We start from the raw sequence: 18,784 nt of genomic DNA, 5'->3' as shown, positions 1-18,784 counted from the left end.
TTATGCCGCTATGCGCTCAACCCTAATTAGCGGGTGGTGCGTTCCAGCAGCTGCAGCACGTTCTGGTAGCTGTGGCCGGTCGCCTCGGTCATACCCTGCTCACAGGTACGGTTAGCCGAAATGTATGCGGCAAACTCCTTCTGCTCGCTCAGCTCAGAAGCCTCAGCCTCCGTAGCGCTCGCAGTCAGCTCGGGGTGCAGCATACCGCGGTCACCCGCGTAACCACAGCAACCCCAGTGCTTCGGCACGTACACGTCGTCACTCATCGCGTTCGCAATCTTCTCAAACGCAGGCTGAGTACCCAGGTGCGTCATGGAGCAGGTCGGGTGCAGTGCAACCGACGGCAGGGGAGCAGACACGGTCAGCTTGTCCAGCATGTTGTCCGCGGCGAACTGCACCGCGTCGTACATGCGCAGACGCGAGTAGTCCGGCTCACCCGGCTTCAGGCCGTTCACGATCTTGTGCTCAAGCGCCTTAATAACCTTCTCGCGCATCACCTCAAGGCCCTCAGTACAGGACGAAGCGTCACACACGACCGGCAGGCGGCCACCGTCAGTAGCCTCCCACAGGGACTTCAGCACACGGTCACTCATGATCGAGTAGCCGTCGGTGAAGCCCTTCGACTTCCACGGGGTGGAGCAGCACATTTCACCAATGTTGTCCGGGATGCGGTACTTCACGCCCGCACGCTCACACAGGCGGATGAACGCCTGAGTTGCGTTGACCGGGTCGTGCTTGCCGTCGCCGTCCACACCGCCGAACATGGAGTTCACGCAGGCGGGGAAGAACACAATCTCAGCGGTTGCGTCCTTGTGCGGCTTACGCGCCGGGCCACCAACCGGCAGGTCCTTCTTGTAGGAAGGAACCATGTCGTCACCCATGACCTTGCGGGCGATGCTGGTGGTGCCGTGCACCACGGGGAACGGCAGCTTCTTAGCCACAGTCAGGGACTTACCAGCGACCTTATCCATGATGCCCCACTGCTGTGCGGCAATCTTCCAGCCGGTAGCGGCCAGCTTGTCCTGGTTCTCAGAACGCAGGCGGCGAATCAGGTCACCGGTGTTGATGTTTACGGGGCAGCGGGTCTGGCACATGCCGTCCACAGCACAGGTCTCAATGCCGTAGTACTCGTACTCCTTACGCAGGCGCTCAGCGAGCTCGTGATCGCCGTTCGCCTCAGCGGCAGCAATCTCACGGCGCAGCACAATACGCTTACGGGGGGTCAAAGTCAGGTTGCGGGAGGGGCAGACCGGCTCACAGTAGCCGCACTCCACACAGCGGTCGACTTCTTCCTCGACGGTTTCGGCGACCTTTAGGTTGGTCACGTAGTCGGTGTCCGGCTCAACCAGCAGAACGCCCGGGTTCATGAAGCCCTTCGGGTCAATGAGGCGCTTAATCTGGCGCATCACGTCGAAGAGCTCGTCACCGAACTGGCGGCTCACAAACGGAGCCATGATACGGCCGGTACCGTGCTCAGCCTTCAGCGAGCCTTCGTTACCGAGAATCAGCTGAACCATTTCTTCGGTGAACTCGCGGTAGCGATCCAGCTGCTTCGGGTCGCGGAACTGCTCGTTCAGCATGAAGTGGATGTTACCGTCCTTCGCGTGGCCGAAGATCACGGAATCCTTGTAGCCGTGCGATTCGAACAGCTTGGTCAGGTCGCTACAGGTGTTACCCAGAACCTCAACAGGAACAACCACGTCTTCGAGCAGTGCGTTGGTGCCGGAACGGCGGTTACCTGCAACGGTGGTGTACAGGCCACGGCGGGCAGCCCACAGTGCGTTACGCTCAGACAGCTTGCTGGTCATCGACACGGGCGACGCCACGGGCAGGCTCTTAAACATGGGTGCTGCGGCGGCAGCCAGGTCGTTCAGCTCCTGCTCGGAGTTGCCCTGGAACTCAACCAGCAGGGCGGCGTGATCCTTCACGTCAATGGCGGCGAGCGCCTCCGCAGCCTGGCCGGTACGCTGAGCCACGCGGATGCTGGTGGCGTCCATGAGCTCGACGGTGGCCAGCTTGTTGGCAACCAGCTCGGGTACGGAGCGTGCAGCATCAATCAGGTTGTTGAACACCAGCAGGCCGGTGGAAATGTTCTTCAGAATCGGGCGGGTGCGGTAGGTTGCCGAAGCAACAAAACCGAGGGTACCTTCCGAACCGATCAGCAGGTGCTGCAGAATGTCCACGGGGGTTTCAAAGTCGACCAGGGAGTTCAGGCCGTAACCCATGGTGTTCTTCATGGAGTACTGCTGGCGAATCTTCGCCATGGATTCGGGGTTCTCGGTGACGCGCTTGCGCAGGCGCAGCAGGCCCTCGTGAAGTTCAGGTTCGAGGGAGCGTAGCTTCTGGTCGGCGTCGGGCTCAGCGGTGTCGATGATGGTGCCGCTGGGGAGTACGAACACCATGGAGTCCAGGGTGTTGTACGTGTTGTAGGCGGTACCCGAAGACATACCGGAGGAGTTGTTAGCGACCACGCCACCGATGGTGCATGCGGACCAGGATGCCGGGTCCGGGCCGAGCTTGTAGCCGTAGGGTGCCAGGTAGTTGTTGACCATCATGATGGTCGCGCCGGGCTGCACGCGAACCTTCTTGCCGTCTTCAAGGACCTCGATCTTCTTGAAGTGGCGGCGGGTGTCGACCATCAGGCCGTCACCGCTGGACTGGCCGGAGAGGGAGGTACCGCCGGAGCGGAAGGTCAGGGGCAGGCCGAGTTCGCCTGCAGCGCGGAAGATGTTTGCGACGTCTTCGGCGGAGTCGGGGCGGACCAGGCCGGCGGGCACGAGCAGGTAGTGGGATGCGTCGTGGGAGATTGCCAGGCGTTCGAGTTCGGAGACGCTGGATTCGACTGCCTCGGCGCGCGCGTCAGAGAGCAGGCGCTTGAGGGTGTCCGCGTAGGGGGACTTGAGTGCTTCGGACGTGTTTGACACAACGGTCATAATCTTGAGCTTCCTTACTGGTGAAGAGCGTAATGCTGTCCTTGTATCCAGTATCTTCCTTTGAGCAGCGTCTTTTCTTCTTAGCGTTGGCTAAGCTTGGAGACTATCTGTCACTATATGGGGCGCCGGGTATGCGCCGGGCATCGATGTGGTTTTCCCTTGTAGCTATTGGCATTCCGTGGGTTTTTGTGTGCACCCGGGGGAGGTGCCTACGCCGCATATGGACCGATTCGGATTTTTTAGATTCCACCCGCCGGGCGCTGTAACAATTCGGCAGGCGGCGGCCATCGCGCTTTCGGGGCGCGAACTGGGTGCGAGCTGAGAGGGCGAAGCTCAGAATGAGAGGTATTTTCTCTTTCGGTTCGCGGCGCTACAAAGCGGGGGAGTAGGGAACGGAGAGCGGTAGGTATTATCGACGGTTTAAAAAGCGCGTTAAAAAACGCGGGGCGGAAAGCTGCCTGCCTTCCGCCCCGCGCCGGTGCCCCCCTGCCGCAAGGAACTGAAAGATTTAGGACTCGTCGAAGAAATCCTCGTCTAAGCGCGGGAGCTCAGCGTCGTGAGGGTCCAGCGGGCCGATGCATCCGAGGCCACCACACCGCACAGCAGCGGCGACTTACCCGCCGCGCGCACCCCCAGATCATCCAGGAAAACACGACCGCCGGAGGGCACGCTCCGCTCCTGGGGAGTGGGCCCCGCGCAGTACACCCGAATCGGTGCGTCCGAACGGTTCTCCACGGCGGCAGAACTCGTTCGGCCCGTCGCATCGTGAACAAAACCTCGCGTGCCCTGCTGAACAATATCGCCCGAAGACAGCGTCTGGCTCACGAGCGCCAGGCCCTCCGGGGCGGTCAGCTCGCCAGAAGAATCAACGCCCAGCGAGCGCACCGACACCACCCACTGCGCGTCATCGGCCAGGTTCGAGGTGGAGGCAGTCACCCGCGTCGCGCTCAACGACACCCCGGAACCACTCGCGCTCGCGGAAGGAGCCTCCGCGGTATTGCGAACCCACACGCCGCCCATTTCACCCGACTCACCCGCCGGGAACTCCACTGAGGTCCCACCCTCATCGCGTAGGGAAACGCGCATGGGGGCCGTCGGCTCGCCGCGCCGCTCAAACTCAATATAGGAGTACGAGCCGGCACCCGAGGGGCCCTCGAACACGGCCTCATCGACGGGGCCTCGACCCGAGAACAGGCGGTAGCCCTCACGCTCCTCATTAACGGGGGCGACCCCGCGGCTGACCGCAAGCGAACCGTCCACGCTGGCCGAAGCTGAGGCGGAAGAATCCGCGTTCGGCGTGGCGCACCCGCTCAGGGGCACGACGAGGACCGCAGCCAGGGTCAGCGCGATGCCGCGGGTCCGTGCACGGCCCCCGTGCAGGCCGTGCACGGGAAGAGTCGAGGGCGTGGCGGGAAAGGCGGGGGAGAGGAAGCGTGAAGGGGTCATGGGGCACTCCGGTGTGGACTCATAGTCGGAAGGTATCGGCGACGCGCGCTCGCATTTTCTGCTGATGCATGCACCACACATTGTGCCAGTTTTGTGCATACGGTGCAACGAAACCTCGCCGCGTCGGTACCCGCAGAATCAACCCCGCGGGCCTGCCAATGCACTCGGGGACGCTTGGGAATGTTTCGGGACACTCGGAGGCGCTCCGGGGCCCAAAGGGCGCAGAGTATCATGTCTCCTAGAGTATCATGTCTCCTATGGATAGGACGGCACAGAATCAGGCACAGGACCCCGCGGACAACGACGCGTACGATCCCGCGCGGGACGAAGACTATGAAGAGGTAGTCGAAGAGTACGCCACCAGCGACGAACCCGATGGCACGCACCGCGAGAGCCACCGCATTACCCGCACGAGCCACCACCCGCACACGCAGGGTATTCCCGTCATGCCCCGGTCCGCGCTCGGCATCGGCTCCGCCGAGTCCTCCGCCGAAACCTATACCGACACCCGTACCGAAACCGCCCGCGAGGTGCGCGAACCCGGAACGCAGACGACCACCATCCGCACGGTCACCCGCACCGAGACGCACCCCGAGGCCCCGGCACACACTCCGCGAACCCGCCTCTTCCGCCGCCTGAGCGCGTACCGCGGCGAGAAGAACCTGGCCGCGTGGGAAGACCGCACCTCTACGCCCATGTTCGTGGCGTCCGTGCTGTACCTGCTTGCGTTCGCCGCGCCCATCATGAGCACGCGTATTCAGGAGCCGTACGATGGGTACCTCAATATCATTCAGATGATTCTGTGGGGCCTCTTCGCCGCCGACTACTGCGTGCGCCTGTACCTGGCGCCGCGGCGACTCTACTTCATCACGCACAACCTGATGAACCTGGCCATCGTGCTGCTGCCGGCGTGGCGTATCGTTAGCTTCCTGGCCATGATTCACCTGACCGCCAACCGCCAATACAAGAGGCTCTCCGAACTGGGGATGAAGCTCTTCGGCTACACCGCGATCTTCATCATCATGTTTGCCCTGTCGATCTATTCGGTGGAGTCCTCCGAGCCGGGCGCGATGATTCGTGACCTGCCCACCGCCTACTGGTGGATGTTCACGACCCTCGCCACGGTCGGCTACGGAGACGTTTACCCGGTCACCGGTATCGGCAGGGTCATCGCCGTGATCGTCATGCTGTACGGCGGGGGCTTGGTCGCGGTTGCTACCGGTGCGCTCGCCAGCTGGATTATCGAAAAGTTTGGTGGCAGGGAGGAGCAGGAGTACCCCGCAACCAAGGCTGACGTGGACGATCTTCGCCAGGAGATTTCTGAGCTGCGCGCCCTGCTAGCTCGTGAGTATGCACGTCGCGATAACCCGGCCTACACGCTTCGGGAGGTGGTGGACGAGGACGGTATTCACCCGGTACCCGCGGCGACGGATGTGCCCGCCGCTGGTTGGGGTGGCGGTTCGGGAGCTGAAGGCCCGAGTGAAGAGTGGGCTGGATTCAGCCGCCGGGTTGCCGCTGACCGCGCTGACTCTGGTGCCGAGACCGGTCGCGCTACCGGTAGCGAGGTTGCGGTGCGCGAGGATGTGTCCGAGCAGGAGCCCGTAGCTCTGCTGGAGGAAACCCGCCAGACCTTCACGATTATTCGTGAGAAGTTCTCATTCCGTTCCCGCAAGTAGCTTCGGGAGGCCCTGTTTCGAGGGCCCTGTCTCGAGGGGTTTGGGAGGGTACGAGCAGGTGCTCCCCTCAAAACGTATCGAAGCACCTTGAACGCACTTAATCCAACGGCAAGCAACATTTAATTTACAGCGCATCAAACCCTCATTGTGGCCGCGAGACACCCCGGGTGGTTAGCTCGAAACTATTCCCCAAAAAGTCATAATGTGAGGAAACTATCACTCAAGATGCCTAGTAGGTCTACACAACAGGTCGTCACTGCGGATACACTATCTACGTGCTGGCGTACGAAGACACCCTGTAGCCCGCGTGCTACGGGGTGTTGTTTTATGTTCGTTTCGTTCCGGCATGCACTCACAACTCTCACTCAAACACTCATATCAATAGGAGCAATCCGTGGCTTCTAAAACCACTCTGGGCGTGCTGGCTCTGACCGGTGCGCTCACCCTGGGTATGTGCGCCTCCGCAACGGCCGGCGCTTCTAGCTCCTCGAATGGTGCATCCCTGGCCGCCCGAACGGTCACCGTCGATGACGCCTCGTTCGCCTCCGCTCGTGCCACCCCGTCCGGCGCGGCAACCTCGGAAATTCAGATTATCTCCGAGGTTCCCTCCTCCAGTTCCGAGACCTACGTTCCGCGCGATGACGCATCGCAGACGGAGAGCACGTGGCTACAGCTCGGTGATACCGAGAACTACGTGGCTGCCGTGGTGCGCGGCAATAAGATCACCGTGACCTACCACCTCAACTATGAAGAGGTGGCCACGGTCGTCTGGGTCGGAACCTTCGAGGCCGGTCAGGGGGATTACAGCTGGACCTCGGTCGGCGACCGCCGAACGATGGACAGCAACCCGCTGGCATCTTCGGAATCCGAAAAGGAATTTGCCGTGCGCGACGGCATGCTGACCTTCTCCCTCACCTTCCGCGGTGAGACTCGCACGGTGCAGCTGACGAAGTTCGAGGGCTAGGGCCCGCAGTGTTGAGGGGCGCCGGTTTCGTTCTGGTGGACGGGACCGGCGCCCCTTTCTATTCCTATCGCGGGGCTCTCAGCCGGTCCGCACTGCCGACCCGTGGACACCCCTGGTAGGAACGTGAAAACGCTATAGAATGGGACTATGAGCGAGAACACGACCCCCGAGACCGCCGCACCCTCGGTGCAGGATTCCTTCGAGCTACCCGGCGCACCCGACCAGTTCCAGCGCCTGTGGACCCCGCACCGCACCGCCTACGTGAGCGGCGGGCAGAAGGACTACACCGAAAAGACCTGCCCGTTCTGCACCGCCCCCGGCCGCAGCGACGAGGAGTCTCTAATCGTGCACCGCGGCGAGCACGCCTTCGTGATTCTCAACCTTTACCCGTACAACCCCGGACACCTGCTCGTGTGCCCGTACCGTCACATTCCCTTCTACGACGACGCGACCGAGGCGGAAACCCTTGAGATCGCGCAGCTGACCCAGCTCGCCATGAAGGTTCTGCGCGAGGTGTCGCACAACGACGGCTTCAACATTGGTATTAACCAGGGCAAGGTGGGCGGCGCGGGAATTGCCGACCACCTGCACCAGCACATTCTGCCGCGGTGGAGCGGCGATACCAATTTCCTGCCGATTATTGCCCAGACCAAAACCATGTCGCGCACCCTGGACGACATGCGTTCGGCGCTCGCGGAGGGTTTCGCCCGCCTGAGCTAGGTCGGCCCGTACTTCTTATCTCTCGGGCTCGCGGCGCTTTGAGAGCGTTCTTTCGCGGCGCCCCGCCAGGCCGGCTCTTTGCTGCTCTGCAGCGCTGCTCGGGCCGTTCAAACCGCTAGAGTTGATAGTCATGGATTACCCCAATCTGCTTGAGAACGCCTTCCTCGAGAACACCCTCGACGGTGCCGAAGCTTACTCCGCCGAACCTGCCGCCCGCGTTGGCGGCGAAACCGCTCCGCGCGCCCTCGTGTGGCGGCAGTTGCGCTGGGTGGACCGCCGCCCCGTACTCGAGCTAGAGGCCGTCGAGGCCGAACCGGGCCAACCCGGACCGAACGGGGCCGGCCCCGCGGAAGCCGAACTGCCAGTGCGCCCCGCGGGCCGACGCCTCCGGGTGCCGCTAACCCCCGGGGCCTACCTGGGTCTGCGCGTGGCCCTCGACGCATCCGGCGCGCCGTACCGCTTCTGCTCCGGCTACACGACCGGCTCGACCGACCCCTGCGCCCCCGGAACCCGCCGTCACCCGTGCCCCGAGGCCGCTCGCATCGACCGGGGCCAGCAGTGCCCCCGATGCGCCGCCCGCGACGAATTTACCGCCCTGCACAGCGCGCACCTTTACCCCGGAACGCTCACGGACTCCATGCGCGCCTACGCCATGCTGGAGCACCGCCTCTACATCGCCACGTTCCCAGACGGCACCCACAAGGTCGGCACGAGCTCCCTGACCTCAACCCCGCGACGCCTCGACGAGCAGGCCGTCGCCACGGCCACCTACATTGCGCTTGCCCCGGACGGGCTGACCATACGCCGCGCCGAGGATGCCGTGACCGCCCTCGACGGAATCGGCCAGGTCAAACAGGTGGCGAGCAAGTACCGCGCCTGGACGCATCCGCTCCCGGGTGCTCAGCTGCGCACCGCCCACGAGGATGCGGTGGCCCGCGCCCGCGCCGCCCTCACCGAGTTCCTGGCGAGGGAGCCCGACCTGCAGCTATCCGCCCTGGATGAGCCGTGGGTTCCCTCCCTGGCGATGAACCGCCCGTACGCGGCCCTGCGCGCGCGGAACCCGGAACCGCTCGCACCGTGCGACTCGACGCTGGACGGCAGTACGGCCGGGTTCTTCTGCACGGGTGCGGCGGGCCAGTTTGTGAGCGCCCACGTGGGTGATCCCGACGCCGCGTTCCTCGTCAACACCGCCGAGTGGCGCAACCTGCTGGTGGTTCCCGACCGGGGATTCACACGGGTGAGGATGCAGGGCTCGCTCTTCTAAAACCGCCCGCCCGGCAGGGTTCAAACCCACCGCGGTCCGTTTTGGCTTGAGCGAACGCCCCCGCCGCACCCTTCAGCGGCACCGTGCGCGTGTACTAAAATGGTAAGCATGTCCAAACCCCTCATTCGCCTTCTGGGTCAGGGCGTGCGCTACGCGACTAAGCTTCGCGGTGGCGGCTCCGCGTTCCCCGGCCTCGTCATGGAAAAATTGCACCCGCAGTTCGTAGCCGAAGAGCTCGCGAAGCTGCCCTACGGCGTGGTCGTCGTCTCCGGCACGAACGGTAAGACCACCACCACGAAGATGGCCGTTCAGCTACTCGAAGCGCAGGGCCTGAAGGTCTTCACCAACCGCACCGGCTCCAACTTCGTGCGCGGTGTGGCCGCCGCCCTGCTGGGCGAGATGACCCTCACCGGCAAGCTTGAGGCCGACATCGCCGTGCTGGAACTCGACGAGGCGCACGCCGTGCACTTCGTCAAGGCCGTCAAGCCCGACTACGCGCTGCTGCTGAACGTTCTGCGCGACCAGCTGGACCGCTTTGGCGAGATTGACACGACCCGCCGCATGCTCGCGACCGTGGCCGCCGCAACCACCAACACCGTGGTGCTCAACCGCGAGGACCCGCGCATCCGCTCCCTCGCCGAGAACGTGCAGCCGGGCGTGAAGGTCAACTACTACGGTCTGGATGAGTCCTTGCGCTCGTACTTCCCCTCGGACGACGAGATGCGCGGCGGCACCGTCGCGAAGGCAACCCTGCCCGAGGCAGACGTCACCCTCACCGCGTTCTCCGGCACCTCCGCAACCTTCGATGTGGCGGGTGCGGAGCGAGTCGGTGAGATTAACCTGTACGGCATTTACAACATCTTCAACGCCGCCGGCGCGATGGCCCTGACTCGCGCCGTCATGGGCGAGAAGCTCAATGAAGATAAACTCATCGCAGAGTTGGCGAAGATTACTCCCGCCTTCGGTCGCGGTGAGACCTTGAACGTGAACGGCCGCCCGCTGCAGCTGCTGCTCGTGAAGAACCCCAGCGGCTTCCGCCTTTCCCTGGCGAGCGCAAACGCTGACGACTACGCCACCATGATTACGATTAACGACCAGTACGCTGACGGTCGTGACGTGTCTTGGCTGTGGGATGTTGACTTCGACGGCCTGCGCGGCACTGGCGTGCAGATGGTCTCGGGCGTGCGCGCCTGGGACATGGCGCTGCGCCTGGAGCACGACGGCGTGAAGGTCGGCGAGGTCGACGAGAACCTGGCCGATGCGCTCAAGCAGTTCATCGCCTCCAGCGGGGATGCCCCCATGCGCATCTTCTGCACCTACACCGCCATGCTGGCCCTGCGTGAAGAGCTGGCAAAGATTACCGACGTTGAGAAGGTCTCATAATGACGGCAACCCACACTTTTGAGGGCACCCCGGCGCCCGGCCCGAACAACGGCAAGACGCTGCGCATCGTGCAGCTCTACCCGCTGGATATGAACATCTACGGCGACTGGGGCAACACCCTGGCGCTGGCCCGCCGTGCGCAGGCACACGGCTTCGACGTGCAGATTCTGGACCACAACCCCGGCCAGCCCTTCCCGGAAGATGTTGACATCATCCTCGGCGGCGGCGGCCAGGACTCGGGCCAGTCCGTGATTCAGGACGACCTGCACGCCATCGGCGGCACCCTGCGCTCGCTGGCCGAGGACGGCGTGCCCATGCTCGTCATCTGCGGCCTGTACCAGCTGTTCGGCAAGGAGTTCCGCACCCGTGAGGGCGAGGTGCTCAAGGGCATCAACATCTTCGATGCGCACACGGTCGGCGGCGACGAACGCCTGATTGGCAACATCGTGGAGGAGTCCGAGGAGTTCGGCACCGTCATCGGTTTTGAGAACCACTCGGGCCTGACCTACCTGGGTTCCGGATGCACCCCGCTGGCTACCGTGACCAAGGGCGAGGGCAACAACGTGACGGACTCTTACGAGGGTGCGCGCGTGCATAACGTCATCGGCACCTACCTGCACGGCTCGCTGCTGCCGAAGAACCCGAAGATTGCGGACTACCTGATTGAGCAGGCCGCAATTCGTCGCTTCGGCGAGTTCACTCCGAACGCGATTGACGACTCGCTGGTGGAGAAGGCGCGCGCCTCGGCCGCGTCTCGCCCCCGCTAGCGGTTCACTGACGTGCTATTCCGGGCGCTGGCGTGCACTCTAAGAGGTGGTGTGCGCCTCCGCTACGGTATAGTTGATTGAGTTATAGTACAGTGCGCGGGGCGTTTCGCCGTGCCCGCGCAGAGGTTTTGACTAAGGGAGATACGAATGTCGGGTCACTCTAAATGGGCGACTACTAAGCACAAGAAGGCCGCTATCGACGCTAAGCGCGCGAAGGCTTTCGCGAAGTTCATTAAGGCAATTGAGGTTGCGGCACGTATGGGCGGCGCTGATATTGCCGGTAACCCCGCTCTTGACCTTGCTGTGTCGAAGGCGAAGAAGAACTCCGTCCCCAACGACAACATCGACCGCGCTATCAAGCGTGGCGCCGGCCTGACCGGTGAGACCATCGACTACACCGAAATTATGTACGAGGCACGCGGTCCGCAGGGTACCGCCCTGTACATCGAGTGTCTGACCGATAACCGTAACCGTGCAGCGTCTGAGGTTCGCCTGGCTGTGACCCGTAACGGCGGCACCATGGCTGACCAGGGTTCGGTTGCGTTCCTGTTCGAGCGTAAGGGCGTTGCTGAGGTCACCAAGACTGATGGCCTGACCGAGGACGACGTTCTGATGGCTGTTCTGGATGCCGGCGCCGAAGAGGTCCTGGACGAGGGCGATATCTTCACTGTCATCTCCGCACCGACCGACCTGCCCGAGATTCGTAAGGCTCTGGACGAGGCCGGCCTGGAGTACAACAACGACGACCCGGTCTTCCGCCCGACCATGCAGGTCGACCTGGACGCCGAGGGCGCCAAGAAGTTCCTGAAGCTGGCAGACGCCATCGAGGAACTGGACGACGTGCAGAACGTCTACTCGAACGCTAACGTCTCTGACGAGGTTGCTGCTCAGCTGGAAGCCGAGTAGTCACCGCCCGAGCACGCCACTTCTGAGCGTGCACTGAAGCCACTTCCCGGCCGGCCCACCGCGCGTGGACCCGGCGGGAGGTGGCTTTTGAACGTTATGCCGGTCGGCGCCCGATCTAAACGCCCGGCCTAAACAATCGGCCGTGTTCCGGCTGGTGGTCCCGCGAACTGCGGTATCGCAGACTTTACCCCGCGAAGGCTCCGCGAAGACCCAGTGAAGACCCCGCGAACTTTGGAAAGCGAACTGTGGAAGGAAAGCACACGTGAACGCTGCATCCGCCGCGCGCGATAGCATGCGCGAAAACCATACGGTCGCCGCCGTGGACCGCGTGCCGGGGGCGACCCGCATCATGGGCGTGGACCCCGGCCTCACGCGTTGCGGCTTCTCAATGCTCGACATGACCGCCGACCGTAAGGCGCACTTCGTGAACGTGGGCGTGGCCGGCACCGACCCGGCCCGCACGCTGGACCAGCGCATCCTCTGGATTTTCAACGCGGCCTCGCACTGGCTGGACACCTACCAGCCCGACGCCCTAGCGATTGAGCGCGTCTTTGCGCAGGAGCAGGTGAACACGGTGATTGGTACGGCGCACGCCTCGGGCGCGGTGATTTCTGCCGCGGCGATGCGCGGCGTGCCGGTGTTCTTCCATACGCCCTCCGAGGTGAAGGCGGCGGTGACCGGCAGCGGTCGCGCGGATAAGGCCTCGGTGGGCCGCATGGTGACCCGCATTCTGGGCTTGAACGCCATGCCGAAGCCCGCGGACGCGGCCGATGCGCTGGCCATCGCCATCTGTCACGGCTGGCGCGGCGGCGGCATCGGTTCGGGTATTAACATGTCGGCCCAGACGCAGACGCACCAGGGATCGCGGCCCGCGAAGGCTCGCCGTGCGGGTTCGCTGACCCCCGCGCAGCGCGCCTGGATGGAGGCGGAGGCTAAGGCCCGCCGCTAGGGGTGCCGACTCGTTACCCTTCGAGCAAACCCCTTCGAACGTACCGGGAGCCGGATTCGCTAAAGAATTCGAATATCCCTTGATTTCAGAAGAAATATTCTAATATACTGATAGTATCTTCCCGCGGCATACCCGCCGGCCCCGATGCGCGCCGGCGGCACAACAGGCCGCGGGGGAGTGCTGTATCGTTCGCCCCGGCGCGGGGCGTTGAAAGGTGGAGAGAATGATTGCATCGCTGACCGGCCGCGTGGCCCAGGTGGGGCTTGACCACGCGGTGATTGACGTTAATGGTTTCGGCATGCTGGTGCACGCCACCGCACGCACTCTCTCTAAGCTGCGCACAGGGGAGGAGGCCACCGTGCTGACCACCATGATCGTGCGCGAGGAATCCATGACCCTCTACGGCTTCTCGGAACCGGCCGAACGCGAGGTCTTTGACATGATGCTCTCGGTCTCGGGCATCGGCCCTCGCATCGCCCTGGCGGTGCTGAGCGTGCACACCGCCGCGGAGGTGGAGCGAGCCGTGGCCACCGGTGACGACAAGGCCTTCACGAAGGTTCCGGGCATCGGTCCGAAGGGTGCCCGCCGCATTGTGCTGGAGCTTGCCGGCAAGCTGATTCTGAGCGACGGTCAGACCGATGAGCTGCCGCTGAGCCAGGGCATCGTGTGGAAGCCGCAGGTGCTGGATGCGTTGACCTCCCTGGGCTGGAGCGAGAAGGACGCCTCCGCCGCCATCGACGCGTACGTGAAGCACAATCCCTCCGCCGAGAGCGAGCCGGTGGGCGTGGCTCTGCGCGGCGTGCTCGCATCCCTGGGTACGCAGAACACGGTGGGTCGCCACTAGGGCCGCTCGCCGAGCCCTGACTGACCCCGGCCGATTTTGGCGCGCCCGTTACCTTGCGCCTCACTCACTCCACGAAAGAAGAATTTTATGACCCAGAACCCCTACGATTCGCAGGCCGCGGTATCCCCGGTTTCCGGCGGGTATTTCCCCGGTCAGGTGCCCGGCGTCCCGGGTGCGCCCGCGCAGCGCCTGGTCGCGATGGAAGAAGAGCCCGAAGAGAAGATGATTGAGGCGGCCCTGCGCCCCAAGTCCCTGGACGACTTCGTGGGTCAGCGCCGCGTGCGCCAGCAGCTTTCCCTCGTGCTGGAGGCCTCGAAGATGCGCGGCCGCAGCGCCGATCACGTGCTGCTTTCGGGCCCTCCCGGCCTGGGTAAGACCACCCTGGCCATGATTATTGCGGCCGAGATGGACGCGCCCCTGCGCATCACCTCCGGCCCCGCGATTCAACATTCCGGGGATTTGGCGGCGATTCTATCTTCGCTGACCCCCGGCGAGGTGCTGTTCCTCGACGAGATTCACCGCATGAGCCGCCCGGCCGAGGAAATGCTCTACATGGCGATGGAAGACTTCCGCGTGGACATCGTGGTGGGTAAGGGTGCCGGCGCGACCTCCATTCCGCTGGAGCTTCCGCAGTTTACCCTGGTGGGCGCAACCACCCGCGCGGGTCTGCTGCCCGGGCCTCTGCGCGACCGCTTTGGCTTTACCGGTCACCTGGAGTTCTACTCGGTTGAGGAGCTGGAGTTAGTGCTACGCCGTAGCGCCGGCCTGATGGACATGCAGATTACCTCCGAGGGTTTCACGGAGATTGCGGGTCGCTCCCGCGGCACGCCCCGTATCGCGAACCGCCTGCTGCGCCGCGTGCGCGACTGGGCCCTGGTGAACGGCGTGGACCGCATCAACGCGCGTGATGCCGCGACCGCTCTGGACATGTACGAGGTAGATTCGCGCGGCCTGGATCGCCTGGACCGCGCCGTGCTGGAATCGCTCATCCACAAGTTCGGCGGCGGGCCGGTTGGCCTGTCCACCCTCGCCATTGCGGTGGGGGAGGAGACCGAGACCGTGGAGACCGTGGCGGAGCCCTACCTGGTGCGCGAGGGCCTGATTGGTCGCACCCCGCGCGGTCGCGTGGCCCTGCCCGCAGCCTGGGAACACCTGGGTCTGGAGGCCCCCGAGATTCAGCTCTAGAGCCGCACCGGCCAAGACATACAGCAAGTAGCCCGTGGGAGGTATCGCCCTTCTCGCGGGCTCTTCTACGCGTTCGCAACAGCTCTTCTGCAGGTTCTGTTGGCGTCGCCGAGCCTTGCCGGCGACATAAAATTACGCCACGGGCTGGATAAAACTCAGGTAAACCTCACAAAAACGCTGGTTCGGTGCGCTAAAGCTCCTGCTCTCGCGTAGGATGGATACGTACTGTATCTACGATTCCACGCCTTTTAGCACGCTCAACCCGCGCGGTGAGCGGCGCGGGTGCGGATGTGAAAGTGAGACCATGGATTTTAACCTCCTGATTATGATTGCCATGATGGCGTTCCTGGCATGGATGATGTTCTCCGCCCAGAAGCGTCAGCGTAAGCAGATGGAGGAACTGCGCGCAATGCAGCAGTCTCTCGTCCCCGGCACTCAGGTTATGACCGGTTCCGGCTTCTACGGCACCGTCGTCAGCACCGATTTCGATGACAATAAGATTCAGCTGGAGCTGGCCAAGGGCGTTGTTATCACCGTGGCGCTGAACGCAATTATGAGCGTTGTTGAGGACGAGGCCCCCGCCGCACCCCTGACCGAGGACGTCGAGCCGGCATCCGCGGAATCTCAGGCTCCCGTGGAAGGCGGCGTCTCCGAGGACTCCTCGAAGACCGCCCAGTAACTTAAGACCGAACGACCCGGCGCCGCGCACTCGGCGTCGGGTTTTCGCGTCCGCTAAGGAATCTGTAGAACACCTAATCTACACACGAAAATACTCATAGAAGGAACATTATGGCTAAGCGTTCACCGCTTGCAGCCGCGCGAGGGGCGCTCCTCTCGATGGTCCTGCTCATGGTTGTGATGGCTGCCGGCATCTTCGGCAGCACCTACTCGGGAGGCTCCTGGGCACCGAAACTGGCCCTGGACCTCTCGGGTGGTACGCAGATGATTCTCTCCCCGAAGGTCAATGGATCATCGGACGGGAACGTTACCCAGGAGCAGCTGAACCAGGCGGTTGAGATTATTCGTCAGCGCGTTGACGGCGCCGGCGTGTCTGAGGCGGAGGTCACCACCTCCTTCGGCTCGGGTAACAACGTGGTCGTCTCGGTTCCCGGCACGATTAGCTCCGAGACCCGTCAGCTGATTCAGGCATCCGCAAATATGACGTTCCGCCCGGTCCTGGTGGCCGGTGAAGGCGCCGCGGTTGCCGAGGGATCCCGCACCGCGGACGACAAGCTACCCAAGCCGACCGCCGAGCCGACCGACGGTTCGGACCGCAACTGGATTACCGCCGACCTGTACAAGCAGTACGAGGCGAAGGACTGCACCGCGGCCCGCAACGAGGACACGGATAGCGCCGACCCGACCAAGCCGATGGTGGCCTGCTCCGCCGACGGCAAGGAGAAGTACATCCTGGGTCCCGTGGAGCTGAATGGTAGCGATATTTCTACCGCGAGCCACACCCAGGAGACCAGCGGCCAGGGTGTGACCACCGGTCGTTGGGCTGTGACCATTCAGTTCAACGATGCCGCCCGCGAGAAGTTCCAGAACATCACTTCCCGCCTGAACGCGATTCGTGCCCAGAACTCTTCTGATGCGCGTGCTCGCTTCGCGATTATGCTGGACGGCAAGGTGCTGTCCGCCCCGATTTCGCAGGCCGTGATTTCTGACGGTAAGCCGCAGATTACCGGTAACTTCACCGAGCAGGAGGCGAAGGCTCTTGCCGACCAGCTGAAGTATGGCGCCCTGCCGATTAGCTTCACGATCCAGTCGGAGCAGCAGATTTCTGCAACCCTGGGTTCGGAGCAGCTGCGCGTGGGTCTGCTGACCGGCCTGATCGGTCTGCTGCTGGTGTTCATCTACTCGCTGTTCCAGTACCGCCTGCTGGGCTTCGTGACGATTGCGTCGCTGGTGGTTGCCGGCATCATTTCTTACGAGGCGATTGCCCTGCTGGGTTGGGCCCTGAACTACCGCCTGTCCCTGGCGGGCGTGGCCGGTCTGATCGTGGCGATTGGTGCGACGGCCGACTCGTTCATCGTGTACTTTGAGCGTATCCGTGATGAGATTCGTGCGGGCCGCACGATTCCCTCGGCCGTGAACCACGGTTGGAAGCGCGCATCCCGCACGATTCTGGCCTCGAAGGCCGTGAACCTGCTGGCCGCCGTGGTGCTGTACGTGGTGTCTGTGGGTTCGGTGAAGGGCTTCGCGTTCACGCTGGGCCTGACCGCAATCGCCGACCTTCTGGTGGTGTACCTGTTCACCCACCCGGCGCTGACCCTGCTGGCGAACACTCGTTACTTCGGCGAGGGTCACCGCCACTCGGGCCTGTCGCCTGAGTCGCTGGGTTCCACGCCGCTGTACCGCGGTGCCGGTCGCATCCGCACCCCGGAGGAGAAGCAGCTGAGCATCGCCGAGCGTCGCCGTGCGGAACGTGCGGCTGAGGAGTCGGCCTCCGACGACGCTGCTTCCGCTTCGGACGAGAAGAAGGAGAGCTAGGCATGGCTACCGATGTGAAACCTAATGCTTTTGCCCGCTTCGGTAACGACCTGCACTCGGGCGCCCGCTCGTACCCCTTCGTGGGTAAGCGCCGCCTGTGGCTGGCCCTGGCCGCGCTGCTGATGGCCGTCTCGGTTCTGATTCCGGCGGTTGGCGGAGGCTTCAACCTGGGTATTGACTTCCGCGGCGGTTCGGAGTTCGTGGTCTCGAAGACCGCGCACGTCGATGTCGCAACCGGCGAGCGCGTCATTCACGAGAAGGCGAAGGACGCCTCCGAGGTTCACGTGACCAATATTGCGCCGGGCACGATTCGCGCGCAGATGAGCAAGCTCAGCGACGACGAGACCCTGCAGGTGAAGAAGGCCCTGCAGGAGGCGTACGGTGTCTCTGAGAATGACGTGACCTCCTCGTTTGTGGGCCCGACCTGGGGTGCGGATGTGACTCGACAGGCCTTCTGGGGCCTCGTGGTGTTCGTAATCCTGGCCCTGGTGGGCATGGCCTTCTACTTCCGCACCTGGAAGATGTCGCTGGCGTCTATCGCGGGTCTGTTCTTCACCGTGGTGGTGACGGTCGGCCTGTACGCCGCGTTCGGCTTTGAGATTACTCCGAGTGCAATTATCGGCTTCCTGACGATTCTGAGTTACTCGCTGTACGACTCGGTGGTGGTGTTCGACAAGATTCGTGAGAACACGGACGGCGTGCTGGAACGCCGCGACACGACCTTCGCCGAGCAGATTAACCTGGCCGTGAACCAGACGCTGGTCCGCTCGATTAACACCGCAATCGTGGGTGTTCTACCGGTGGGCGCGATCCTGTTCATCGGCGCGTTCATGCTGGGTGCGGGTACGCTGCAGGACCTGTCGCTGTCGCTGTTCGTGGGTATTCTGGTGGGCATGTTCGGTACGCTGTTCGTGTCTGCCCCGCTGTACGCGACGCTCCGCCTGGGTGAGGCTAAGATTCGTGAGCACACCGCGAAGGTTGAGAACGGCGACTTCAAGGACGATGAGGAGGCTGAGGAGTCTGACTCTGAGGGCTCCGAAGACTCTGGCAATGAGGGCTCCGAGGATTCCGCGGAGGCGCCCGCCAAGAAGTCGGTCAAGAAGCCGGCCCGCGCGACGATTGAGATTCATCGCGTGAACGTAAGCGAGTAGCCCGCGTTCTCGCCGATGCTGGGGGAGTCGATACCGAAAGGTGTCGGCTCCCCTTTAGCGTGCCTGGTTTAGCCTGCCCGGGCGTGTGCGGTTGGGGCGTGTC

At 63.4% G+C, this 18,784-nt stretch carries 15 protein-coding genes; 13 read left to right on the top strand and 2 right to left on the bottom strand.

Annotation, left to right across the window (positions count from 1 at the left end):
• Positions 1–26: 26 nt before the first annotated feature.
• A complete protein-coding gene (locus tag ADJ95_RS03070) occupies positions 27–2,933 on the bottom strand; it encodes an FAD-binding and (Fe-S)-binding domain-containing protein (RefSeq protein ID WP_049332463.1) in 2,907 nt (968 codons plus the stop codon).
• A 534-nt stretch (positions 2,934–3,467) separates the two neighbouring features.
• Positions 3,468–4,379 (bottom strand): hypothetical protein, encoded by a 912-nt coding sequence (locus tag ADJ95_RS03065; protein WP_049332461.1) that lies wholly within the window; start codon positions 4,377–4,379, stop codon positions 3,468–3,470.
• Between the two features lie 248 nt (positions 4,380–4,627).
• Here ADJ95_RS03065 and ADJ95_RS03060 point away from each other — a divergent pair, with 248 nt between their 5' ends.
• The 13 genes from ADJ95_RS03060 (at position 4,628) to secF (ending at position 18,681) form a co-directional block, all read left to right on the top strand.
• The gene (locus ADJ95_RS03060) at positions 4,628–6,055 is read left to right on the top strand and encodes a potassium channel family protein (protein ID WP_239662759.1); all 1,428 of its coding nucleotides are present in this window, start codon (positions 4,628–4,630) and stop codon (positions 6,053–6,055) included.
• A 394-nt stretch (positions 6,056–6,449) separates the two neighbouring features.
• Positions 6,450–7,019 (top strand): hypothetical protein, encoded by a 570-nt coding sequence (locus ADJ95_RS03055; RefSeq protein WP_049332459.1) that lies wholly within the window; start codon positions 6,450–6,452, stop codon positions 7,017–7,019.
• 147 nt (positions 7,020–7,166) lie between these two features.
• On the top strand, positions 7,167–7,739 hold the full coding sequence (locus tag ADJ95_RS03050) for an HIT family protein (RefSeq protein WP_049332458.1): 573 nt from the start codon (positions 7,167–7,169) through the stop codon (positions 7,737–7,739).
• Positions 7,740–7,869: 130 nt separating this feature from the next.
• Positions 7,870–9,003 carry a hypothetical protein gene (locus tag ADJ95_RS03045; RefSeq protein ID WP_049332457.1) on the top strand — a complete coding sequence of 378 codons (1,134 nt, stop codon included), beginning with the start codon at positions 7,870–7,872 and terminating at the stop codon, positions 9,001–9,003.
• A gap of 99 nt (positions 9,004–9,102) precedes the next feature.
• Positions 9,103–10,386, top strand: coding sequence for a Mur ligase family protein (locus ADJ95_RS03040; RefSeq protein WP_049332455.1), 1,284 nt, complete (start codon positions 9,103–9,105; stop codon positions 10,384–10,386).
• Positions 10,386–11,153, top strand: a complete 768-nt coding sequence (locus tag ADJ95_RS03035) for a type 1 glutamine amidotransferase (protein ID WP_049332453.1) — start codon at positions 10,386–10,388, stop codon at positions 11,151–11,153. The genes ADJ95_RS03040 and ADJ95_RS03035 overlap by 1 nt, the downstream gene beginning before the upstream one ends.
• Before the next feature lie 147 nt (positions 11,154–11,300).
• Complete coding sequence (locus ADJ95_RS03030) at positions 11,301–12,059, top strand: YebC/PmpR family DNA-binding transcriptional regulator (RefSeq protein WP_012903452.1); 759 nt, start codon at positions 11,301–11,303, stop codon at positions 12,057–12,059.
• A gap of 292 nt (positions 12,060–12,351) precedes the next feature.
• A complete protein-coding gene (gene ruvC, locus ADJ95_RS03025) occupies positions 12,352–13,008 on the top strand; it encodes a crossover junction endodeoxyribonuclease RuvC (protein WP_049332541.1) in 657 nt (218 codons plus the stop codon).
• 223 nt (positions 13,009–13,231) lie between these two features.
• The gene (gene ruvA / locus ADJ95_RS03020; protein ID WP_044150401.1) at positions 13,232–13,852 is read left to right on the top strand and encodes a Holliday junction branch migration protein RuvA; all 621 of its coding nucleotides are present in this window, start codon (positions 13,232–13,234) and stop codon (positions 13,850–13,852) included.
• A 198-nt stretch (positions 13,853–14,050) separates the two neighbouring features.
• Positions 14,051–15,037, top strand: a complete 987-nt coding sequence (gene ruvB, locus ADJ95_RS03015) for a Holliday junction branch migration DNA helicase RuvB (RefSeq protein WP_192830500.1) — start codon at positions 14,051–14,053, stop codon at positions 15,035–15,037.
• 304 nt (positions 15,038–15,341) lie between these two features.
• Positions 15,342–15,716: a preprotein translocase subunit YajC gene (gene yajC, locus ADJ95_RS03010; RefSeq protein ID WP_049332448.1), complete on the top strand. Its 375-nt coding sequence runs from the start codon at positions 15,342–15,344 to the stop codon at positions 15,714–15,716.
• A gap of 110 nt (positions 15,717–15,826) precedes the next feature.
• Positions 15,827–17,530: a protein translocase subunit SecD gene (secD, locus tag ADJ95_RS03005; RefSeq protein ID WP_049332445.1), complete on the top strand. Its 1,704-nt coding sequence runs from the start codon at positions 15,827–15,829 to the stop codon at positions 17,528–17,530.
• A gap of 2 nt (positions 17,531–17,532) precedes the next feature.
• Positions 17,533–18,681 carry a protein translocase subunit SecF gene (secF, locus tag ADJ95_RS03000; protein ID WP_049332443.1) on the top strand — a complete coding sequence of 383 codons (1,149 nt, stop codon included), beginning with the start codon at positions 17,533–17,535 and terminating at the stop codon, positions 18,679–18,681.
• Positions 18,682–18,784 lie beyond the last annotated feature (103 nt).

The sequence above is a fragment of the Rothia mucilaginosa genome (assembly GCF_001061665.1).
Lineage (GTDB): Bacteria > Actinomycetota > Actinomycetes > Actinomycetales > Micrococcaceae > Rothia > Rothia mucilaginosa_A.
This window is presented reverse-complemented; position numbering and strand designations above follow the sequence as displayed.

Excerpts from the sequence above, each read along its gene's own strand:
- ADJ95_RS03070 (WP_049332463.1), bottom strand. The coding sequence starts at position 2,933 with ATGACCGTTGTGTCAAACACGTCCGAAGCACTCAAGTCCCCCTACGCG.
- ADJ95_RS03065 (WP_049332461.1), bottom strand. The coding sequence starts at position 4,379 with ATGACCCCTTCACGCTTCCTCTCCCCCGCCTTTCCCGCCACGCCCTCG.
- ADJ95_RS03060 (WP_239662759.1), top strand. The coding sequence starts at position 4,628 with ATGTCTCCTATGGATAGGACGGCACAGAATCAGGCACAGGACCCCGCG.
- ADJ95_RS03050 (WP_049332458.1), top strand. The coding sequence starts at position 7,167 with ATGAGCGAGAACACGACCCCCGAGACCGCCGCACCCTCGGTGCAGGAT.
- ADJ95_RS03045 (WP_049332457.1), top strand. The coding sequence starts at position 7,870 with ATGGATTACCCCAATCTGCTTGAGAACGCCTTCCTCGAGAACACCCTC.
- ADJ95_RS03040 (WP_049332455.1), top strand. The coding sequence starts at position 9,103 with ATGGTAAGCATGTCCAAACCCCTCATTCGCCTTCTGGGTCAGGGCGTG.
- ADJ95_RS03035 (WP_049332453.1), top strand. The coding sequence starts at position 10,386 with ATGACGGCAACCCACACTTTTGAGGGCACCCCGGCGCCCGGCCCGAAC.
- ADJ95_RS03030 (WP_012903452.1), top strand. The coding sequence starts at position 11,301 with ATGTCGGGTCACTCTAAATGGGCGACTACTAAGCACAAGAAGGCCGCT.
- ruvC (WP_049332541.1), top strand. The coding sequence starts at position 12,352 with ATGCGCGAAAACCATACGGTCGCCGCCGTGGACCGCGTGCCGGGGGCG.
- ruvA (WP_044150401.1), top strand. The coding sequence starts at position 13,232 with ATGATTGCATCGCTGACCGGCCGCGTGGCCCAGGTGGGGCTTGACCAC.
- ruvB (WP_192830500.1), top strand. The coding sequence starts at position 14,051 with ATGGAAGAAGAGCCCGAAGAGAAGATGATTGAGGCGGCCCTGCGCCCC.
- yajC (WP_049332448.1), top strand. The coding sequence starts at position 15,342 with ATGGATTTTAACCTCCTGATTATGATTGCCATGATGGCGTTCCTGGCA.
- secD (WP_049332445.1), top strand. The coding sequence starts at position 15,827 with ATGGCTAAGCGTTCACCGCTTGCAGCCGCGCGAGGGGCGCTCCTCTCG.
- secF (WP_049332443.1), top strand. The coding sequence starts at position 17,533 with ATGGCTACCGATGTGAAACCTAATGCTTTTGCCCGCTTCGGTAACGAC.